This window comes from Thermofilum sp. (assembly GCA_038741495.1).
In the GTDB taxonomy this organism is placed as follows: Archaea; Thermoproteota; Thermoprotei; order Thermofilales; family Thermofilaceae; genus Thermofilum.
Genome location: JAVYKX010000002.1, coordinates 245,664 through 260,081 on the forward strand (window position 1 = coordinate 245,664; position 14,418 = coordinate 260,081).

Consider the following 14,418-nt stretch of genomic DNA (forward strand, 5'->3'; position numbering starts at 1 on the left):
ATCCACCACCCCTACAGCTGCATTCTGCTCCTCCTCCAGTTCCTCCTGAGCTTTCTGCGCACTCGTCTTCTAGTTTTCGCGATGACCCACAAAGGTACTTGCTCGTTGCTTCTGAGCGCTGCAGCCAGACGCAGCTTCTTGCCTAGAGGTTTGTTGTGTGCCATCCTGCCCCTCCCCCTGCCTTCCCTAAAGGAGCTTTTAAAGGCTTCGGCCCGTTTTCACCTATGTGAAGCTTACTCTTAATTTTATGTCACGCTTCGTCGCTAGCCTCTCTAGAATCTGCCTCAAAGTTTCATCGTCCACAGGCATCCGAATGCTGCCTGATGCCGCGAGCTGGATGAGCTGTGCTTCTAGGGCATCCACAAGCTCCGGCTTAACCAGCCTCAAGTTTGCGAGCCGGAGCCGTGCCTCCGGTGTTAGGATTTTCCTAAGTAACTCCTGCTTTCTAGCCTCCTCTGCTTCACGTAACGCTTCCTGCTTTTTTGCTTCTTCCAGCTTCCTCTGGTACTCTAGCAGCTTGCGGCGCCTAATCTCCTCTAATTCCTCATCCTCCGGAAAGCTCATACCTAGCCTCAGAAGCAGCGGCTTTTACCGGCTTAAATTTCTAGAGTGTAGGAGAGGAGGTTATGTATTTAGCCAGCTCGGGCCTCTCGCGAGCCAACCTCTTAAAGATTGTCAAGGCTAAGTTGTCGAGTAGTGATTTTCCCTTGTTTGTCAGAACTCGCCCCTTGGGTGTCCTCTGAACGAGCCCCGCGGCCTCGAGCTGCTGTAGGGCTTTTCTTATAGCCGAGCCGCCAGCCTTCTTGAAGTGTTTACGCTTCATCGTATTCCGCGTTCGCCCTCCGTAAGCTGTGCGCAAACGCTCTACTCCTACGGGGCCGTAGAGGTACAGTTTCCTCAGAAGCGAGGCGCAGCGCTTGTACCACCAATCGGGGTCGTCGGGCACTCTATCTTTAAAGCACCCTGTTTTCGCGTACAACGACCACTCGGGTGGCTGCACTTCTTTAACGTTCTCCTTTAGGTACTGAGCCAGCTCCTCAACCAGCATTCTAGGTGGGACGAACTTCACCCCTACCATGAGATTCTGCCTTTCACGCGTCTACAACTCTTTTTAAATCTTCACCTCAATACCCCTCGGAGAGCCTCCTCGGTTCTCGCCATGGAGGTATGAATTCTGCTACGTGCACGGGCGAGCCTTAAGCGTAGCGTGTTGAGCTCGACAAGTAAATAACGCAAGAGTTGGAAGAGAACCTGAAATGGAGCAGCTCCGTGAGGGATTGCTGGGCATAGTTAAGCGGATTAGAGGCGCGGCGTACATCGATGAAAGAGAGGTAGAGGCCATTGTACGCGATCTTCAGAGAACTCTCCTGAGAGCGGACGTAGACCCAAAACTTGTTCTCGACCTTTCGCAGAGGATAAGGGAGAGATTTCGAAGCGAGGAGCAGCCTCCAGGCTTCTCGAAAAGAGAGCTGTTGTTGAAGCTCCTTTACGACGAGCTCGTCAAGCTGCTTGGAGGACAGAGCTCGGAGCCCTTCAAACCGGCTAAGCAGCCTTCTATCATCATGCTTGTAGGCATAGAGGGGTCGGGTAAAACCACTACGGCCGCGAAGCTAGCGTACTACTTCCAGTCGAAAGGATACAAAGTGGGGCTTATTTCCGCTGATACCTACCGCCCCGCCGCTTTCGACCAGCTAAAACAGCTTGCGGATAAGGTGGGATGCCTATTCTACGGTGAACCGGAGGGGAAAGACCCTGTAGCGATCGTCGAGCGGGGAGTCAAGACTCTCGCCGCCAGCGGGGCTCAGATTATACTGGTAGACACGGCTGGTAGGCACAAAGACGAGCTCTCTCTAATGGGGGAGGTAAGGCTCCTCGCGGAAAGGGCTAAGCCGGATTCCGTAATCATGGTTGTGGACGCTACTCAGGGTAAATCTGTCGCGAAACAAGCTCAAGCATTCAGGGAGCACGTCCCCCTAGGCTGGGTTGTAGTTAGCAAGATGGATGGCAGCGCGAAGGGTGGAGGTGCGCTTTCGGCGGTAGCGGCAACCGGGGCCCGCATCGCCTTCATAGGGGTGGGGGAGAAAATAGAGGACCTAGAGGTATTCGAACCCAGATCCTTCGTTGCCCGCCTCCTCGGGGTCCCGGATCTCGACAACATAATCCGGAAGTTCGCAGCTTACGAAAAGCTGAAGCACGAGAGGCTCAAGGCCCTTTCCACTGGTAAGTTCACGCTACTTGACTTAAAAGAGCAGCTCATGGAGGCCAGGAAGCTGGGCCCCCTCTCTAAGCTGCTTGAGCTTGCAGGTCTTAATGTACCGTCGGGCGAGGCGCTAGAGCTGGGCGAGAGGAATATCGAGCGCTGGATCGCCATCTTGAACTCCATGACGCCGGAGGAGCTCTTGAAGCCGGAGGTGATAGATAAGTCTAGGATTGCTCGGATAGCGAGAGGGTCGGGCACTACGCCCAAGGATGTGCGCACGCTTCTGGACTCCTACGAGAAAGCTAGGAAGCTACTCAAGCAGGCTGCGAGGTCGCGAAGAGGATTGCCCGGCTTCAAGCTCTAGCTATGCGCGAGTTTATTCTCGTTACTGGAGAAGCAACGCTCGCTGACGAGCCTTTTCTCTCTCGTCTACTCAACGCTGCCTTCTTTCTCTCGCATGGTATTCGAAAGGACGTAATCTTGAGGGTCTTGATCCAGGACTGCGGGGTGCTCATTAGCTTCGTAGGTGACAAGCTAAAGCACCTGCATATCGACGAGCAATCGATGGCTGGAGTGCTGAGAAAAGTCGAGAGAACTGCCTTGCTGCCTCCTCGCAGGCCGGTTAGCGTCCACTACGGTGTAATAGTTGAACCCTCCGCTAGGCTAAACATATGCGGTGGAAGATACTACTTAGTGTCACGTCGGGGGCGGTGGCTACATGATGTTCTTAAGCGTTGTGAGAATCTGCGTTTCGTGATCGGTGAGGAAGCCAGGGTTCGCTGCGGAGGGAGCGCTCAGAACGTGAAGGTAACGGTTTTCCCGAAGCCTGTAGACACCACTCTAGCTATTCTCAACATAGAGCTAGATAGAATCTGCGGGATGCCCAGTGTTAGCTCGAATGCTTTATTCCCACGGCTCTAGTTTCCGCTCGCAGCTAGAAGCGACTTGCCGCTATGAAGCGTAAAGCCTCTGGAAACGCCGCGCTATAGCTTCTGTCCCTGAATGATGTAGCCCGTGTGCTGAACACCGATGGTCTCGGGCCTCAGCTCAGCTGGTTCTGTCTTGTACCTTCTCATCATAAGCTCGATGACCTCCAGCCTTCTGAAACCGGCCCTCCGAAGCGCGTGGAGGGAGCGCTCCACCTGGGGAACCGTGGGCACGAAGACCACTAGCGTGCCGCCGTGAGCTAGCGCCGCGTAAGCCTTGTCCGCGACTAACCACGGGTCGGGAAGATCCAGCACCACGGCGTCGAGCTCCTGCTCGTCGAAACCCTCTTTGATGTCCTTATTCTTTGCGACGATAAAAGGCAGCAGACCCAGCGCTTTAAAGTTCTCGAGAGCTTTCTCGTAGAAGTCTCTACGCACTTCGTAAGTGTAGACCTTACCGTCGGGCCTAACGTAATACGCTAGAGTTGCGGTTAAGAATCCTGTTCCAGTCCCCGCTTCCCCAACTCGAGAGCCCGGCCCGACGCCGGTGGAGAGCAGTATGTAGCCGAGGTCTTTCGGGTATATGACCTGAGTGAACCTCCTCAAGCTTGCTAGCTTATCGATGAAAGAAGCCCTAGAGACGATGAATCTCTCCCCCACGTTAGTCTCAATAACGGAGCCCGGCTCAGCGCCAACAAGATCCCTTAAGTTTACGTAGCCTCTAGTCGTGTGGAATACTTTTTCGGGATCTACGCGTACGGTGTATGTCTCCCCCTCGCTGTAGTACAAAGTTACCCATTCTCCTGCACTTATGCGGCGCATCGGCTGCCGCACGCACAGAGAGGTATATATCCATGCATTCTGACCGAAGCGAAGGTGGTAGCTATGGCGGAGGCGCCGATCCAGATACGCCACGCGCTAGAAATCCTCAAACAGATAGCTGACGATCGTGGCGTGCCGAGGAACATCAGGCGTGTTGCAACAGAGTCGATAGAAGTTCTCCTGGACCCGAAGATGACCCCAGGACTCAAGGCGGCTTCGGTGATTTCCAAGCTAGAGGAAGTCTCGATGGATCCTAACACCCCGCTCTTCGCTAGAACCAAGATATGGCAGGTCGTATCCCTGCTAGAGCAGGTTAGGGATTCGTGAAAATCCGAAAGCTGCCCTCTGGCAGTGCGGTTTACGGGAAGCTGCCCAGAGGGTGCGAGCTCTGCCAGCAAGGGTTAAAAACTGTTGTTTTTCTCACCGGGCTGTGCCCTCAACGCTGCTTTTACTGCCCGCTGAGCAGTGAGCGTAAAGACAAAGATGTGCTGTACGTTAACGAGGTGCTTTCATCACCTGAAAACCTCTTTGAAACAGTGCTGGCCGAGGTTTTGCGCTCCGCCTCTATGGGCGTAAGTATAACTGGCGGCGAACCCTTAGCTAAGCCTAACCTTGTCACCGGCCTCACCCGTTTCTTAAAGGATAAATTATCCAGGGATTTTCACGTGCACTTGTACACTTCTGGGATACCCCTCGGCGGTAAACTGGTAGGAGATCTCGTCGACTCCGGAGTCGACGAGATGAGAATTCACTCGCCGCTGCATCGTCTCGAAAAAGTGCTGGAGACTGTGAAGCAGGAGGGGGATGGTTTGTCTGTAGGTCTGGAGTATCCGGCTTTACCCGGCAAGCTGGATCAGCTGCTACTGTTACTCGACATAGCTGAGAAAAGAGAGCTGGATTTCATTGTGTTGAATGAGCTCGAGTTTACCGAGACGAACGCGCAATCGCTGCTGCTCCGAGGTTACTCGATGCTTCCAGATTACCGAGGAGCCCAGGGTAGCAGAGAAACGGCCCTCGCGCTGCTAGAGGAAGCTGAGAAGCGAGCAGCGACCGTAAACGTACACTTCTGCCCAGTATCCGTGAAGGATAGTGTGCAGACCTCCTTGAGGGTGTACAGGCACGCGAACCTTAACGCTTTGCCTTACCACGTGGTGACCGATGAGGGAACCGTTCTGGAGGTCAACTACACGCTCTTGAGTAAAGTGGAGCCCGTGGCCGCCCTCTACCCTAGGGGTAAATTACCCATGTTTTTCGCCGACTCGGTAACGGAGGGTTTGCTTTCCGAGAAAAGCCTCGTTCTAGGGGGGCTCGCTCTGGAAGAGGTTCCTCTCCGCGGGAGTAATTCCCGAGCCCTACGTGGAGTTGCGTTAAGAAAGGGGGGTGCGGAGCCTTGAGAACGCGGGTCTTATCCTGCTCGAGATGGCTTAGCAAGCGCTTCTTTCCTCTAATCGCGCAGCAACAGCAGGATAAGGTGAGTGCATATGTTTCACCGATTTCTCTAGTCTCGCTGGATAAATTCGTCCTGGTGCCGGGGCCGGGATTTGAACCCGGGACCCTCCGGTCTCCACCTTTCTGGTGGCTTCAGCCGGATGCTCTCTAGCGCTTGCTCTCCCGCTGAGCTACCCCGGCTACGTTGCTAGTAGGCTCCTGGGGCTTTTTAGCTTTTTCTCTAAAGCAGTAGTCGTAGAGTTACCGCGACCGCAACAGTTTTTATGAGAGCGGTCTCGTAGAGGGGGCTAGGTGCGTGATTGGTGAATGGTGATGTAGGCAGCATAGTGGGGTGGCTTGTGGCCATCATAGCTCTTTCTTTCGTCATGCAGGAGCTTCAAGTCTACAGGGCGATAACTGAGGTGGAGAACTACCTTGGGATACTCAGAGCGGCCAGGGATAGAGCTCTCTCTGCTTTGAGGGAGCAGTTCAGGAGGTACAGGGAGTCTGACAGCGAGGCTGATCTGGACAAGAGGATATACAGGCTGGTGGAGGTTAAGTTAATACCGCCGACGGATCTCGACCCCTACGGTATTGTGAAAAAGTTGAAGCATATTCTCATGGTTGGAGAGGAGAGCATAGAGCGTGAAGTTTCACTGGCGGCCCCCAAGGCGGCGGCACACGAAGTAAAGAACCTGGTGGTGATGGCAGAGATCGCGAGAGCGCTTAACGAGGTATACAAGCAGCTGAACCACTACTACCTAATCGCGAGGCGCTTCAAGAGTTTATGGCTCCTCATGCAGCTGAATGCTGTCATGCCGTTCATCATGGAGGAGGTGCGCGCCATCGAGGGGGCTGTTGAGGCCTTCAGAAAAGCGTTGCCTATAGGCGACTCCGCAGGGCCTCTGGTTGCCACCTTCCTTATGCGGAAGTACGGTGTCGAGCACTTTTTCGAGCCGGCAAAGGATACGGTCGTCGCAAAGGTCACCGCAAAGGGAAAGGACCTCTACGTTGTTAAAGCCAAGGGGCCAGGCGGGACTACGGGCCACTACGACGATGCTGTGGAGTGGGTGTTTCAGCGGGCTAAACCCTCTGTCATCGTGACGGTCGATGCTGCTCTGAAGTATGAAGGTGAGCCATCCGGGATAGTTGCCCACGGCTACGGAGTCGCTATAGGCGGAGTGGGTGTTGAGAAGTATGGAATAGAGGAGGTAGCCTCCAGGCACTCGGTTCCGCTGTACGCAGTTCTGATAAAAATGTCTGAGAGCGAAGCGCTCTCAATAATGACGGAGGAGATTTACAGAGGCGTGAGAGAAGCTGTCAGTATAGTTGAGGAAATCATAGAGAAGGCTCCGGAGGGATCCACCATCCTACTTATAGGCGTGGGGAACACAGTGGGTGTTCCGCAATGAGCTCCCTGGAGAGGCCTCAGCCGAGAAGGTGGGTTCCGACTTACGCTGTCCTGCTGCTGAGCCTCGTAGCTATTTCCGCAGCGCTGGTCATCCTTTACCTGCGTACAGGCTCGGAAACTTACCTGAGCGGAGCGCTCCTACTTGCTATAGTGGCTGTCTACACAGGTTGGTCGTTTGCGCGCCTCTTAACGGTGAAGGTCGTTCCTCGCTCCCTCTCCACATATCTCAGGTGCCCCTCCTGCGGTTACGAGAGCATGCGGGAGTACAGGGAGGGGGACAGGCTTTTCGGTGAGGCGGAGCAGTGCCTTAAGTGCGGAGGCAGAATGGTGGTTGAGGGGATTTTTCTGCGCTCAGCTTCGAAAAGCCAGCGAACAGTTTAAATAGAGAGAATCCACGCAGCGGGAGGGGTCTATGGCTTACGTGCCGAAGACGCTGGTGCTTGGAAGGTGCATCAGGTGCGGGAAAAAAATCTACCGTGGAGACGACTACTACTACTGCTCTCACTGCGACGTCCCGATCTGCCCGATATGCGCTAAGAAAACTTTTGGGAAGTGCCCAGCTTGCGGGCGCCCGCTCGCAAGGCGCCCATAGATTACCTAATGCCCCTTTCTCTAATTCGTTGAACGTACTCTGCTAGAGGGCATTTGGAGTTGCAGAGCCCGCATCCCGTGCACTGCCCGCCGACAATTATCCCTCCACGAGGGTCTGGGCTTATCGCCTTACTGGGGCACCAGTTAGCGCACTCCAAGCACTCAACGCAGTTGTACGCGCGAAGCAGCACTCTCTCGAGCTCCGCGAGCTCTTCGTTCCTCAGAGGCCTTGAGGTGATCACCGTTAAGCCGCTTTCTCCCAAGGACAAGCTCGTGACGATTTCCTTCAAGCGCGGGCTAGTTTTAAGCAGGTTTTGAAGCTTGAAAAGACTTACTTCTGTTTTCGCATTCTTCAAAATGATTCGCACCGTGGTGCCGGAAACCGATTCGATACGGCTTGCCGAGTCTCTAGATGCTGGCAGGTTTTTCTGCTCAACAAACCGCAGAATGTCTTTTGGCGGTGAAATCCATCGCCACAACCCGAAGTTGATCCACTCTTCCCCGCTTCCGCTCTTTTCCGCGTAGCTCTCGAGGTAGCGCTTCCACTTCTGGCTGAGCCCAGGCTTCCACCTCTCTAAGATGTCGAGTTCACCCAGCTCGATCGCGGGGCAAAGCCAGCAGCCGAGCCTGTCGAAGCCCATGAAGTAGAGCTTGTTGATTGGGAGCCTTTCGCGGTAAATGTAAAACCATACCGCCAGCGCGCTCCACTCGTGGATGGGGCTTGCCGCCACAACGTTCGGCAACCACACGTTTCTCCAGACTCTCGGCGAAAGCGCCCTTGCTGCTGATTCATATTTCCGCTGCCCGACCAAGCTTAGCACGCCTCCCGGAAACTTCTCTTTCAGCACTCTAGCGATAGGAGCTAGCTTGGTTACCTTGCAGCACCACCTGTAATCTCTCGCCGGCGGCCCAAAGACCTCAACCGCCCGCCAGAAAGAGTCTCCCGCGCTAGCTACTAGCAGCTCTACACCTAACGCGTCTGCCACGCGGTAAACGTACTCGATGGTTTCGGGGAACTCGATACCCGTATCGTTGAAGAGCACGGTAACTTTCTCAGGGCCGAGAGCTTTCACCGCGATGTTCAGCGTGGCTAGGCTGTCCTTTCCCCCTGAGAACGATACCACCACAGGTCTGCGGTACTTGGAGCTTAGCTCCTGCACGAATCTCACAGCTTCTTCCTCGAGATCTCTGAGTGCAGCTTCATTGCGCTCTACGGCTTCCCGAAGGCTCGGATTAGCGTCGTGGAAAGAGTACGGTCTCCTGACCCAGCTTTTAAGAACGAAGATCCTACCGCCCCTAAGCCGTACGCCTACGCCGAGGAACCTCCCGTTAACGGTGCCGAGCGCTATGTACTCGTCACTATCCTCTGGCAGTTTTCTGCTCACTATCACGCCTTCCTTCACTGTGTACCCCCTGCTGAGCTTCGGCAGGTCAACGACCGCGTAGTAACCAGATTTCTCCTCGAGCATCTTGTTTACGAGAGCGTAGAGCGGCCGGAATCGCCAGCGCTTCTCACCTCTTCTCAAGCTGAAAACCAGGTGTCCTACTACCTGGCCGTCGACTATGATCTCCTCAGCGTGGTCGGGGTACGGTACCTTGTTTGAAAGGATTACCTTTCTACGTGGGAGAGTTCTCCAAGCTTCACTCCTTGAGCCGAAGTACTCTTCGATAACACGGCTAAGAAGCTTGTAGTGGTATCCAATGCACGGTATCACGTCGCCGGGAGGGGTTACTCTAACCCTGAGAGCTAGGCTATCCAGGTCGCTTCGAAGGAGAGGTAAGTTCAGTGCTGCGCTCCAGAAAGTTTCAGCGCTCACATGCTTCATCACGTCCGCTTTGCTGCGGGAAGCTGCCTGGCCCACCACCCAGCAAGTCGGCTTGAACTTTTCAACCTCTGCGCTTAAACGTTACCTTAAATTCCACCCCTACCTTCGTATTGCAATGGTAGTATGAATGGTATCATGAGCACTATAGCTGTGAACGTACTGGCTATTGGGACGCTGCTATCGCTCGTCTCGCTGCTCCGGAGGAGGCCGAGGAAGAAAGTTATTATAAACTTGAAGGTTGAGCGGGTAGTAGTTTAAAGTAAATTGCTTGTTCAGCTTGTTATCCTGTAACGTTCTTTACAACAGTTTTATCTAACAAGCGTCCCCGGGAGGTAGAAGGTGTCTCACGCGTGGAGAGGTTCCGTGGGCTATCACCAGCAGAATTCTTTCACAGGAACAGGGAGGTAGCGGGGTTCGCCAACCCAGCTAGAGCTCTCTACCAGACTATAAGGGAGCTTGTAGAAAACTCTCTCGACGCGACTGAGAATCACGGTATACTCCCCGTGATATACGTCGAAGTGCAGCAGGACCCCGAGAATGAGAACAGAGTCACGGTGATCGTCGCGGATAATGGTATAGGTATTCCGCTCCACGAGGTGCCGAATGTTTTCGGGAGAGTGTTCTACGGCTCCAAGTACGTAATCCGCCAGAGCAGAGGCGTTTTCGGCCTCGGCGTCAAGATGGCTGTTCTCTATGCTCAAATGACGACGGGTAAGCCTATATACGTGCGCACAGCACCGCTGAAATCCCCGGTCGAGGGAGAGTACTACCTTCAGATCGATATCAGCAGGAATATCCCGCATGTACTCAGAGCGCGGTTCAGGAGGAAAGATCGCGACTGGCACGGAACAGTCGTCAAGCTTACGCTAGAAGGCTCGTGGTTGCTCGCCAAGAAAAGGATTCTCGAGTATATTAAGAGGACGGCTCTGATAACCCCTTACGCGAGCATCCGCCTCAAAACCCCAGAGGAAGACATCAAGTTCAAAAGAGTTACGAGGAAGCTTCCCGAGCCCCCCTCCACAGGGCTCTACCATCCGCGGGGAGTTGACATCGAGGTTCTGAAGGAAATGCTGAGGTCGCTGAACTCTAACGATATTACTCTCCACGAGTTCCTGGTGAAGAACTTTGAGGGCGTAGGGGAGAAGATTGCCTTAGACTTCCTCAGCTGGGCGGGCTTTGATCCCGGTAAGAAAGTAAAGGATCTGAAGAGCGAGGATTTAGAGCAGCTCGCCACCAAGATGAAGGCCTACGAAGGATGGAGGCGTCCTCGGCCCTACACGCTCTCACCCCTGGGCTCGCAGCTGCTTGAGGAAGGGGTGAAGAGAATCCTGTCCCCAGAGTTCGTGGCCGCTGTCTCGAGGCCCCCCTCATCCTATGGCGGTCATCCCTTCATAGTGGAAGCAGCGATCGCTTACGGCGGTGAGATACCCCCGGGGGATTCTCCGCTACTTCTGCGGTTTGCGAACAGGATGCCTTTGCTCTACGATGAGGGAGTCGACGTTTCGAGGAAAATCGTCGATTCTATCGACTGGTCTATCTACAAGGTGAAGTTCCCCGCGCCTCTAGCGGTCGTGATCCACATATGCTCTACTAAGATCCCCTTCAAGGGGGTAGGCAAGGAGGCTATTGCCGACGTTCCAGAAATCGAGAGGGAGCTCGAGATAGCCGTGAGGGAAATTTCGCGGGAGCTCAGGCTATACCTTTCAAGGCTCGAGAGGCTTCAGGAGGCAAGAAGGAAGGAGGTTATTTTCCGGAAGTACATGAAGGAGGTCGCAGGCGCGCTAAGTTATATAACGTCTATTAGGGAGGAGGAGCTGCTACTCAAACTCGAGGAGCTAGTTAGAGGAGAGCTCGGCAAGGTGAGTTTCGTTGAAGAGGGGAATGGTTCAGGCTCCGAGTGAGGAGGAGGTCATCCGCCGCTTAGAGGAGCTCGGCTCCAGCATCGCTAAACAGATACTGAGCGGTAAAGAGCCCTACCTCGAGATTCCTGTCAGAACTCTAGCTAACACGATATGGGACGAGGCTAGGAAGATACTCGTACTAGGTCCCCGTACGGCTAAGAGGAGCTTTCTGGACGTAGGCGAGTCGAAGAAATTCATGCAGACAGTACTCATGCTTTCTCTGATTCTAAGGGCTCGCAGGGAGGGGGATTACCCGACCATAAGGGACCTTTACTACACGGGTAAGCACACCATATACTACGTGGATGAGAACGGGAGAAGGCGGAGTGAGGAAACCTGGGACGACCAGAGGGAGTCTAATGCCGTCATCCAGGACCTTGAAGTGGCTCTGGGGCTGCTGAGGGAGCACATGGGCATCATGCACGACGCCAAGGGAAAGATCGTAGGCAACCTGGTTGTAAGGTCGAAGGGCTACGAGATTGACCTCTCCAGGATGGGTAGTGGAGCTTACGCGATTCCCCCCAACGTCGACAGGTTGGAGATTCTCAGCGTAGACGCGGAGTACGTCCTTGTGGTTGAGAAAGATGCTATCTTCGAGAGGCTGAACGAAGAGGAGTTCTGGAAGAGAAGCAGGTGCATACTTGTAACAGGTAAGGGTCAGCCGGACCGAAGTACGCGCAGGATGGTTAGGAGACTATGGGAGGAGTTCGACTTGCCGGTTTACGTGCTTACCGACGCTGACAGTTACGGGTTCTATATCTACAGCGTTTACCGGAGCGGGTCTATATCGCTGAGCTACGAGAGTGAACGCCTAGCTACACCGGGAGCGCGGTTCCTCGGTGTGGCGGTCTCGGATATTGATCGCTACAAGATACCGAAGAACTACATCATAAAGGCCACCGAGAGAGACCTCAAGAGGGCGAAAGAGCTTCTTAACTACCCGTGGTTTAAGGAGTCAAAGGGCTGGGTTCAGGAGCTGGAGCTTTTCCTCGAGAAGGGGGAGAAGGTGGAGATCGAGGCTCTCAGCGGCCACGGCTTCAAATTCCTGTCTCAGAAGTATATCCCTGAGAAGATCGAGACGGGAAGCTACCTCTACTAGCTGCCCTGGGATAACAGAGTGGCTGTCTGTTCGATTCCCTTCAAGCTCCTTATAATCTGTATCGTCCTGTCAAACTCCGCAAGAGAGGGGGCTTGAATCTTCACTATTATGTCCCAAAGACCGTAGGTTATATCCACTTCAACAACATACTGTATCTTCTTAAGCTCCATCGCGACATCATACTCTTTTCCAGGCTTCGTGGTCACCAGCATGTATCCAGTAACCATCAGCTTTCCAGACGTAGGAGGCTAAACGGCTTATTTATCCTTCGCTCCGGATTTAGTGGAAGACTTTGAGTTATCCAACTTTTATCTATGAAATCAAAGGTTATTGGATGAGGGGGAGGGGGCTTTGTCGGAGGCTACTGGCTCAACCTCCTCGCCTTCTCTTTAGAGAAGCTCAGCTAAAAGCGGCTATTGAAAAACTTGCGCGAAAGAATAGTGTAAGAATCGAGGGACCTCCTGGCGTGGGAAAAACTACGCTAGCTAGAATGGCTGCGGCTAGCCTTGGAAGGGTCACCTATGTCGCGGGCTTTGCTTGTAGAACCTACAACTGCTTGAGAGCTAGGATCGACTTCAGCGCGCTGAACATCATAGATGATTACGGCTTAATTCTACGCGATAACAGTGTTGTAAAACTCGTAGAGAGCATTCCCTGGAAGGTGGTCGTCACTCACCCTGGGTTGTACGCGAGAGAGCTTGATTCTCTGCCTTCCGTGCACATGCCGCCTTACACTTTTCAAGAAATCAGGCAGATCCTGCTCGAGAGGGTTCAAAGGTTATCACTTACTGTCGACGCGGGCGTTATTGATGAGTGCGCGCGGGAAGCTGCGGAGCACAGCGGAAGCATCAGGCTGGCACTGCTGCTACTGTACGAGAGAGTTACCTAGCTGAAACCTAGCGTTTTCCCCAGCTCTAAACGCTGGGATAGCTCCTCGGCTACTGCTGATCCAAGCTCCGTCAGCTGCCATACCTTGTGTCGGGAAACGATAACATACTTCACGAGCCCGAGCTCCTCTAAGTAGTGAAGCACGCTTCTCGTGTAGCTAGCGTTGGCCAGAGACCCCTTACCTAATACTCTCCTAATATCCTGGGTTAGCGCGCCCTGCACGTTCCTTAGGTAGAGTAGAACTGCTACGGCGTTAAACTTCTCGTTAAGTAGGAGCTCCTGTACCACCTCCTCTGCGCGTTTTCGCTCCACGTTTCGCTTTGCTTCTTGCAAACTAAAAATCTTAAGTTGGAGAAGCCTCCTTCCGAAGAAACTTATTTCAGCTTCTACCAGTTTGCCTCGGTGGAGCGGGATGGAGCAGCTTACTCTCCTACCTGTGGAGCAGCTCCAGCCGAGCAGTGTGAACGTTCGCCTCCACGTGAGCGAGGAGGCCGTGAGGAAGCTGGCTGAGGACATTGCCGCGAGGGGTCTCCTGCACCCGCTGATCGTGCGGCCGGAGGGCGGCGCCTACGGCGTTGTCTGCGGTAGGATGCGCCTAGAAGCTATAAAGCTCCTGCAGCGCGAGAGGCCCGAGGTTTTCAGCCGCCTCTTCGGGAGGGGTGTTCCCTGCCAGGTTCGCGAGCTCGACGACCGGGAAGCGCTCGAGCTCTCGCTAGCGGAGAACATCAGGCAGAACACTCTCACCCCAGAGGAGGTGGGCAGGGGGCTCGCGCGGCTCTACGAGCTCGGCCTACCGGAAGAGGAGATCGCGCGCCGAGTGCTTGTCGAAGTGGATACCATCCGCAGGGCTGTACGGCTTTACTCCAGACTCTCGGCGGTTATGAGCCTAACCGCCGAGTCGAAGCCCGGCAGGCCCCCCCTGCGCGAGCAGAGACGCCGTATTAGCAGGTCGGGGCTCAGCTCTGTGGCGAGGGCTGTGGAGCAGCTTCAAACGCAGGGGGAGGGTGGCATCAAGCCCGATGAGGTGGTGAGAAAAGTGGCTGAGTGGGGCAAGGGGAAGCTTAGCACCGGGGAGCTTCGCCTTCTCGCCGAGAGGTTGAAGCGCGACGCTTCTCTGCTGCGCGACGAAGAGAGGCTCAAAAATTTAATTGAAGAAATTTCTAGAGAGGGCTACGTGGAGAGGGTAGTTCTGCTCAAGCGGTCCCTTATTGGAAAGTTGGAGGAGCTAGCAAAGCGGGAAGGATTAAGTTTCGACGAGGAGCTTAACAGAGTTGTCGAGAAAGCACTCGCTGCCCTTTAAAGGGTAACATGTCCTTTAAAGGGCAG

General features: G+C 54.3%; 19 protein-coding genes and 1 tRNA gene. 12 read left to right on the top strand and 8 right to left on the bottom strand.

The window, feature by feature from the left end:
* Positions 1-11 precede the first annotated feature (11 nt).
* The 3 genes from QXU72_06055 to QXU72_06065 are packed head-to-tail and all read right to left on the bottom strand — an operon-like array spanning position 12 to position 1,078.
* Entirely contained in the window at positions 12-164 is a 153-nt protein-coding gene (locus QXU72_06055) for a 50S ribosomal protein L39e (GenBank protein MEM0494802.1), read from the bottom strand.
* Positions 165-222: 58 nt separating this feature from the next.
* Complete coding sequence (locus QXU72_06060) at positions 223-564, bottom strand: DNA-binding protein (protein ID MEM0494803.1); 342 nt, start codon at positions 562-564, stop codon at positions 223-225.
* 40 nt (positions 565-604) lie between these two features.
* Entirely contained in the window at positions 605-1,078 is a 474-nt protein-coding gene (locus tag QXU72_06065; GenBank protein MEM0494804.1) for a 30S ribosomal protein S19e, read from the bottom strand.
* 178 nt (positions 1,079-1,256) lie between these two features.
* Between QXU72_06065 and QXU72_06070 the strand changes: the two genes are divergently transcribed.
* Both QXU72_06070 and QXU72_06075 read left to right on the top strand, forming a co-directional pair.
* Positions 1,257-2,564 carry a signal recognition particle receptor subunit alpha gene (locus tag QXU72_06070; protein MEM0494805.1) on the top strand — a complete coding sequence of 436 codons (1,308 nt, stop codon included), beginning with the start codon at positions 1,257-1,259 and terminating at the stop codon, positions 2,562-2,564.
* Between the two features lie 2 nt (positions 2,565-2,566).
* On the top strand, positions 2,567-3,121 hold the full coding sequence (locus tag QXU72_06075) for a hypothetical protein (protein MEM0494806.1): 555 nt from the start codon (positions 2,567-2,569) through the stop codon (positions 3,119-3,121).
* A 62-nt stretch (positions 3,122-3,183) separates the two neighbouring features.
* On the opposite strand, the gene QXU72_06080 is transcribed toward QXU72_06075, so the two are convergent.
* Positions 3,184-3,948, bottom strand: a complete 765-nt coding sequence (locus QXU72_06080; GenBank protein ID MEM0494807.1) for a tRNA (adenine-N1)-methyltransferase — start codon at positions 3,946-3,948, stop codon at positions 3,184-3,186.
* 63 nt (positions 3,949-4,011) lie between these two features.
* Here QXU72_06080 and QXU72_06085 point away from each other — a divergent pair, with 63 nt between their 5' ends.
* Together QXU72_06085 and QXU72_06090 are read left to right on the top strand one after the other, a co-directional pair.
* Positions 4,012-4,275 (top strand): UPF0147 family protein, encoded by a 264-nt coding sequence (locus tag QXU72_06085; GenBank protein ID MEM0494808.1) that lies wholly within the window; start codon positions 4,012-4,014, stop codon positions 4,273-4,275.
* A complete protein-coding gene (locus tag QXU72_06090; GenBank protein MEM0494809.1) occupies positions 4,272-5,342 on the top strand; it encodes a 4Fe-4S cluster-binding domain-containing protein in 1,071 nt (356 codons plus the stop codon). Before QXU72_06085 ends, QXU72_06090 begins: the two co-directional genes overlap by 4 nt.
* Before the next feature lie 129 nt (positions 5,343-5,471).
* Here QXU72_06090 and QXU72_06095 read toward each other — a convergent pair.
* Positions 5,472-5,577: transfer RNA gene (locus QXU72_06095), tRNA-Phe, on the bottom strand.
* Between the two features lie 122 nt (positions 5,578-5,699).
* Here QXU72_06095 and QXU72_06100 point away from each other — a divergent pair.
* Genes QXU72_06100 through QXU72_06110 form a run of 3 tightly spaced genes read left to right on the top strand, consistent with a single transcriptional unit; the run spans position 5,700 to position 7,379 of the window.
* Positions 5,700-6,788 carry a DUF1512 domain-containing protein gene (locus QXU72_06100; protein ID MEM0494810.1) on the top strand — a complete coding sequence of 363 codons (1,089 nt, stop codon included), beginning with the start codon at positions 5,700-5,702 and terminating at the stop codon, positions 6,786-6,788.
* Positions 6,785-7,168: a hypothetical protein gene (locus tag QXU72_06105; protein MEM0494811.1), complete on the top strand. Its 384-nt coding sequence runs from the start codon at positions 6,785-6,787 to the stop codon at positions 7,166-7,168. Before QXU72_06100 ends, QXU72_06105 begins: the two co-directional genes overlap by 4 nt.
* A gap of 31 nt (positions 7,169-7,199) precedes the next feature.
* Positions 7,200-7,379 (top strand): hypothetical protein, encoded by a 180-nt coding sequence (locus QXU72_06110; GenBank protein MEM0494812.1) that lies wholly within the window; start codon positions 7,200-7,202, stop codon positions 7,377-7,379.
* A gap of 1 nt (position 7,380) precedes the next feature.
* Here QXU72_06110 and QXU72_06115 read toward each other — a convergent pair whose 3' ends face one another.
* Complete coding sequence (locus QXU72_06115; GenBank protein ID MEM0494813.1) at positions 7,381-9,240, bottom strand: phosphoadenosine phosphosulfate reductase family protein; 1,860 nt, start codon at positions 9,238-9,240, stop codon at positions 7,381-7,383.
* 87 nt (positions 9,241-9,327) lie between these two features.
* Between QXU72_06115 and QXU72_06120 the strand changes: the two genes are divergently transcribed.
* The 3 genes from QXU72_06120 to QXU72_06130 all read left to right on the top strand — a co-directional run bounded on the left by QXU72_06120 (position 9,328) and on the right by QXU72_06130 (position 12,204).
* Positions 9,328-9,462 (top strand): hypothetical protein, encoded by a 135-nt coding sequence (locus QXU72_06120; protein ID MEM0494814.1) that lies wholly within the window; start codon positions 9,328-9,330, stop codon positions 9,460-9,462.
* 92 nt (positions 9,463-9,554) lie between these two features.
* Entirely contained in the window at positions 9,555-11,105 is a 1,551-nt protein-coding gene (locus QXU72_06125) for a DNA topoisomerase VI subunit B (protein MEM0494815.1), read from the top strand.
* Entirely contained in the window at positions 11,074-12,204 is a 1,131-nt protein-coding gene (locus QXU72_06130) for a DNA topoisomerase IV subunit A (GenBank protein ID MEM0494816.1), read from the top strand. The genes QXU72_06125 and QXU72_06130 overlap by 32 nt, the downstream gene beginning before the upstream one ends.
* Here the strand turns inward: QXU72_06130 and QXU72_06135 are convergent.
* Positions 12,201-12,431: an Lrp/AsnC ligand binding domain-containing protein gene (locus QXU72_06135; protein ID MEM0494817.1), complete on the bottom strand. Its 231-nt coding sequence runs from the start codon at positions 12,429-12,431 to the stop codon at positions 12,201-12,203. The genes QXU72_06130 and QXU72_06135 overlap by 4 nt on opposite strands.
* 107 nt (positions 12,432-12,538) lie before the next feature.
* Between QXU72_06135 and QXU72_06140 the strand changes: the two genes are divergently transcribed.
* Entirely contained in the window at positions 12,539-13,093 is a 555-nt protein-coding gene (locus QXU72_06140; protein MEM0494818.1) for a nucleoside-triphosphatase, read from the top strand.
* On the opposite strand, the gene QXU72_06145 is transcribed toward QXU72_06140, so the two are convergent.
* Positions 13,090-13,404: a hypothetical protein gene (locus QXU72_06145; GenBank protein MEM0494819.1), complete on the bottom strand. Its 315-nt coding sequence runs from the start codon at positions 13,402-13,404 to the stop codon at positions 13,090-13,092. The genes QXU72_06140 and QXU72_06145 overlap by 4 nt on opposite strands.
* 100 nt (positions 13,405-13,504) lie before the next feature.
* On the opposite strand from QXU72_06145, the gene QXU72_06150 reads away from it, so the two are divergent.
* The gene (locus QXU72_06150) at positions 13,505-14,392 is read left to right on the top strand and encodes a ParB N-terminal domain-containing protein (protein MEM0494820.1); all 888 of its coding nucleotides are present in this window, start codon (positions 13,505-13,507) and stop codon (positions 14,390-14,392) included.
* Positions 14,393-14,418 lie beyond the last annotated feature (26 nt).

Bases quoted from the DNA above. Each gene is read 5' to 3' on its own strand.
- QXU72_06055 (MEM0494802.1), bottom strand. From the start codon at position 164: ATGGCACACAACAAACCTCTAGGCAAGAAGCTGCGTCTGGCTGCAGCG.
- QXU72_06060 (MEM0494803.1), bottom strand. From the start codon at position 564: ATGAGCTTTCCGGAGGATGAGGAATTAGAGGAGATTAGGCGCCGCAAG.
- QXU72_06065 (MEM0494804.1), bottom strand. From the start codon at position 1,078: ATGGTAGGGGTGAAGTTCGTCCCACCTAGAATGCTGGTTGAGGAGCTG.
- QXU72_06070 (MEM0494805.1), top strand. From the start codon at position 1,257: ATGGAGCAGCTCCGTGAGGGATTGCTGGGCATAGTTAAGCGGATTAGA.
- QXU72_06075 (MEM0494806.1), top strand. From the start codon at position 2,567: ATGCGCGAGTTTATTCTCGTTACTGGAGAAGCAACGCTCGCTGACGAG.
- QXU72_06080 (MEM0494807.1), bottom strand. From the start codon at position 3,948: ATGCGCCGCATAAGTGCAGGAGAATGGGTAACTTTGTACTACAGCGAG.
- QXU72_06085 (MEM0494808.1), top strand. From the start codon at position 4,012: ATGGCGGAGGCGCCGATCCAGATACGCCACGCGCTAGAAATCCTCAAA.
- QXU72_06105 (MEM0494811.1), top strand. From the start codon at position 6,785: ATGAGCTCCCTGGAGAGGCCTCAGCCGAGAAGGTGGGTTCCGACTTAC.
- QXU72_06110 (MEM0494812.1), top strand. From the start codon at position 7,200: ATGGCTTACGTGCCGAAGACGCTGGTGCTTGGAAGGTGCATCAGGTGC.
- QXU72_06120 (MEM0494814.1), top strand. From the start codon at position 9,328: ATGAATGGTATCATGAGCACTATAGCTGTGAACGTACTGGCTATTGGG.
- QXU72_06135 (MEM0494817.1), bottom strand. From the start codon at position 12,431: ATGGTTACTGGATACATGCTGGTGACCACGAAGCCTGGAAAAGAGTAT.
- QXU72_06140 (MEM0494818.1), top strand. From the start codon at position 12,539: ATGAGGGGGAGGGGGCTTTGTCGGAGGCTACTGGCTCAACCTCCTCGC.
- QXU72_06150 (MEM0494820.1), top strand. From the start codon at position 13,505: ATGGAGCAGCTTACTCTCCTACCTGTGGAGCAGCTCCAGCCGAGCAGT.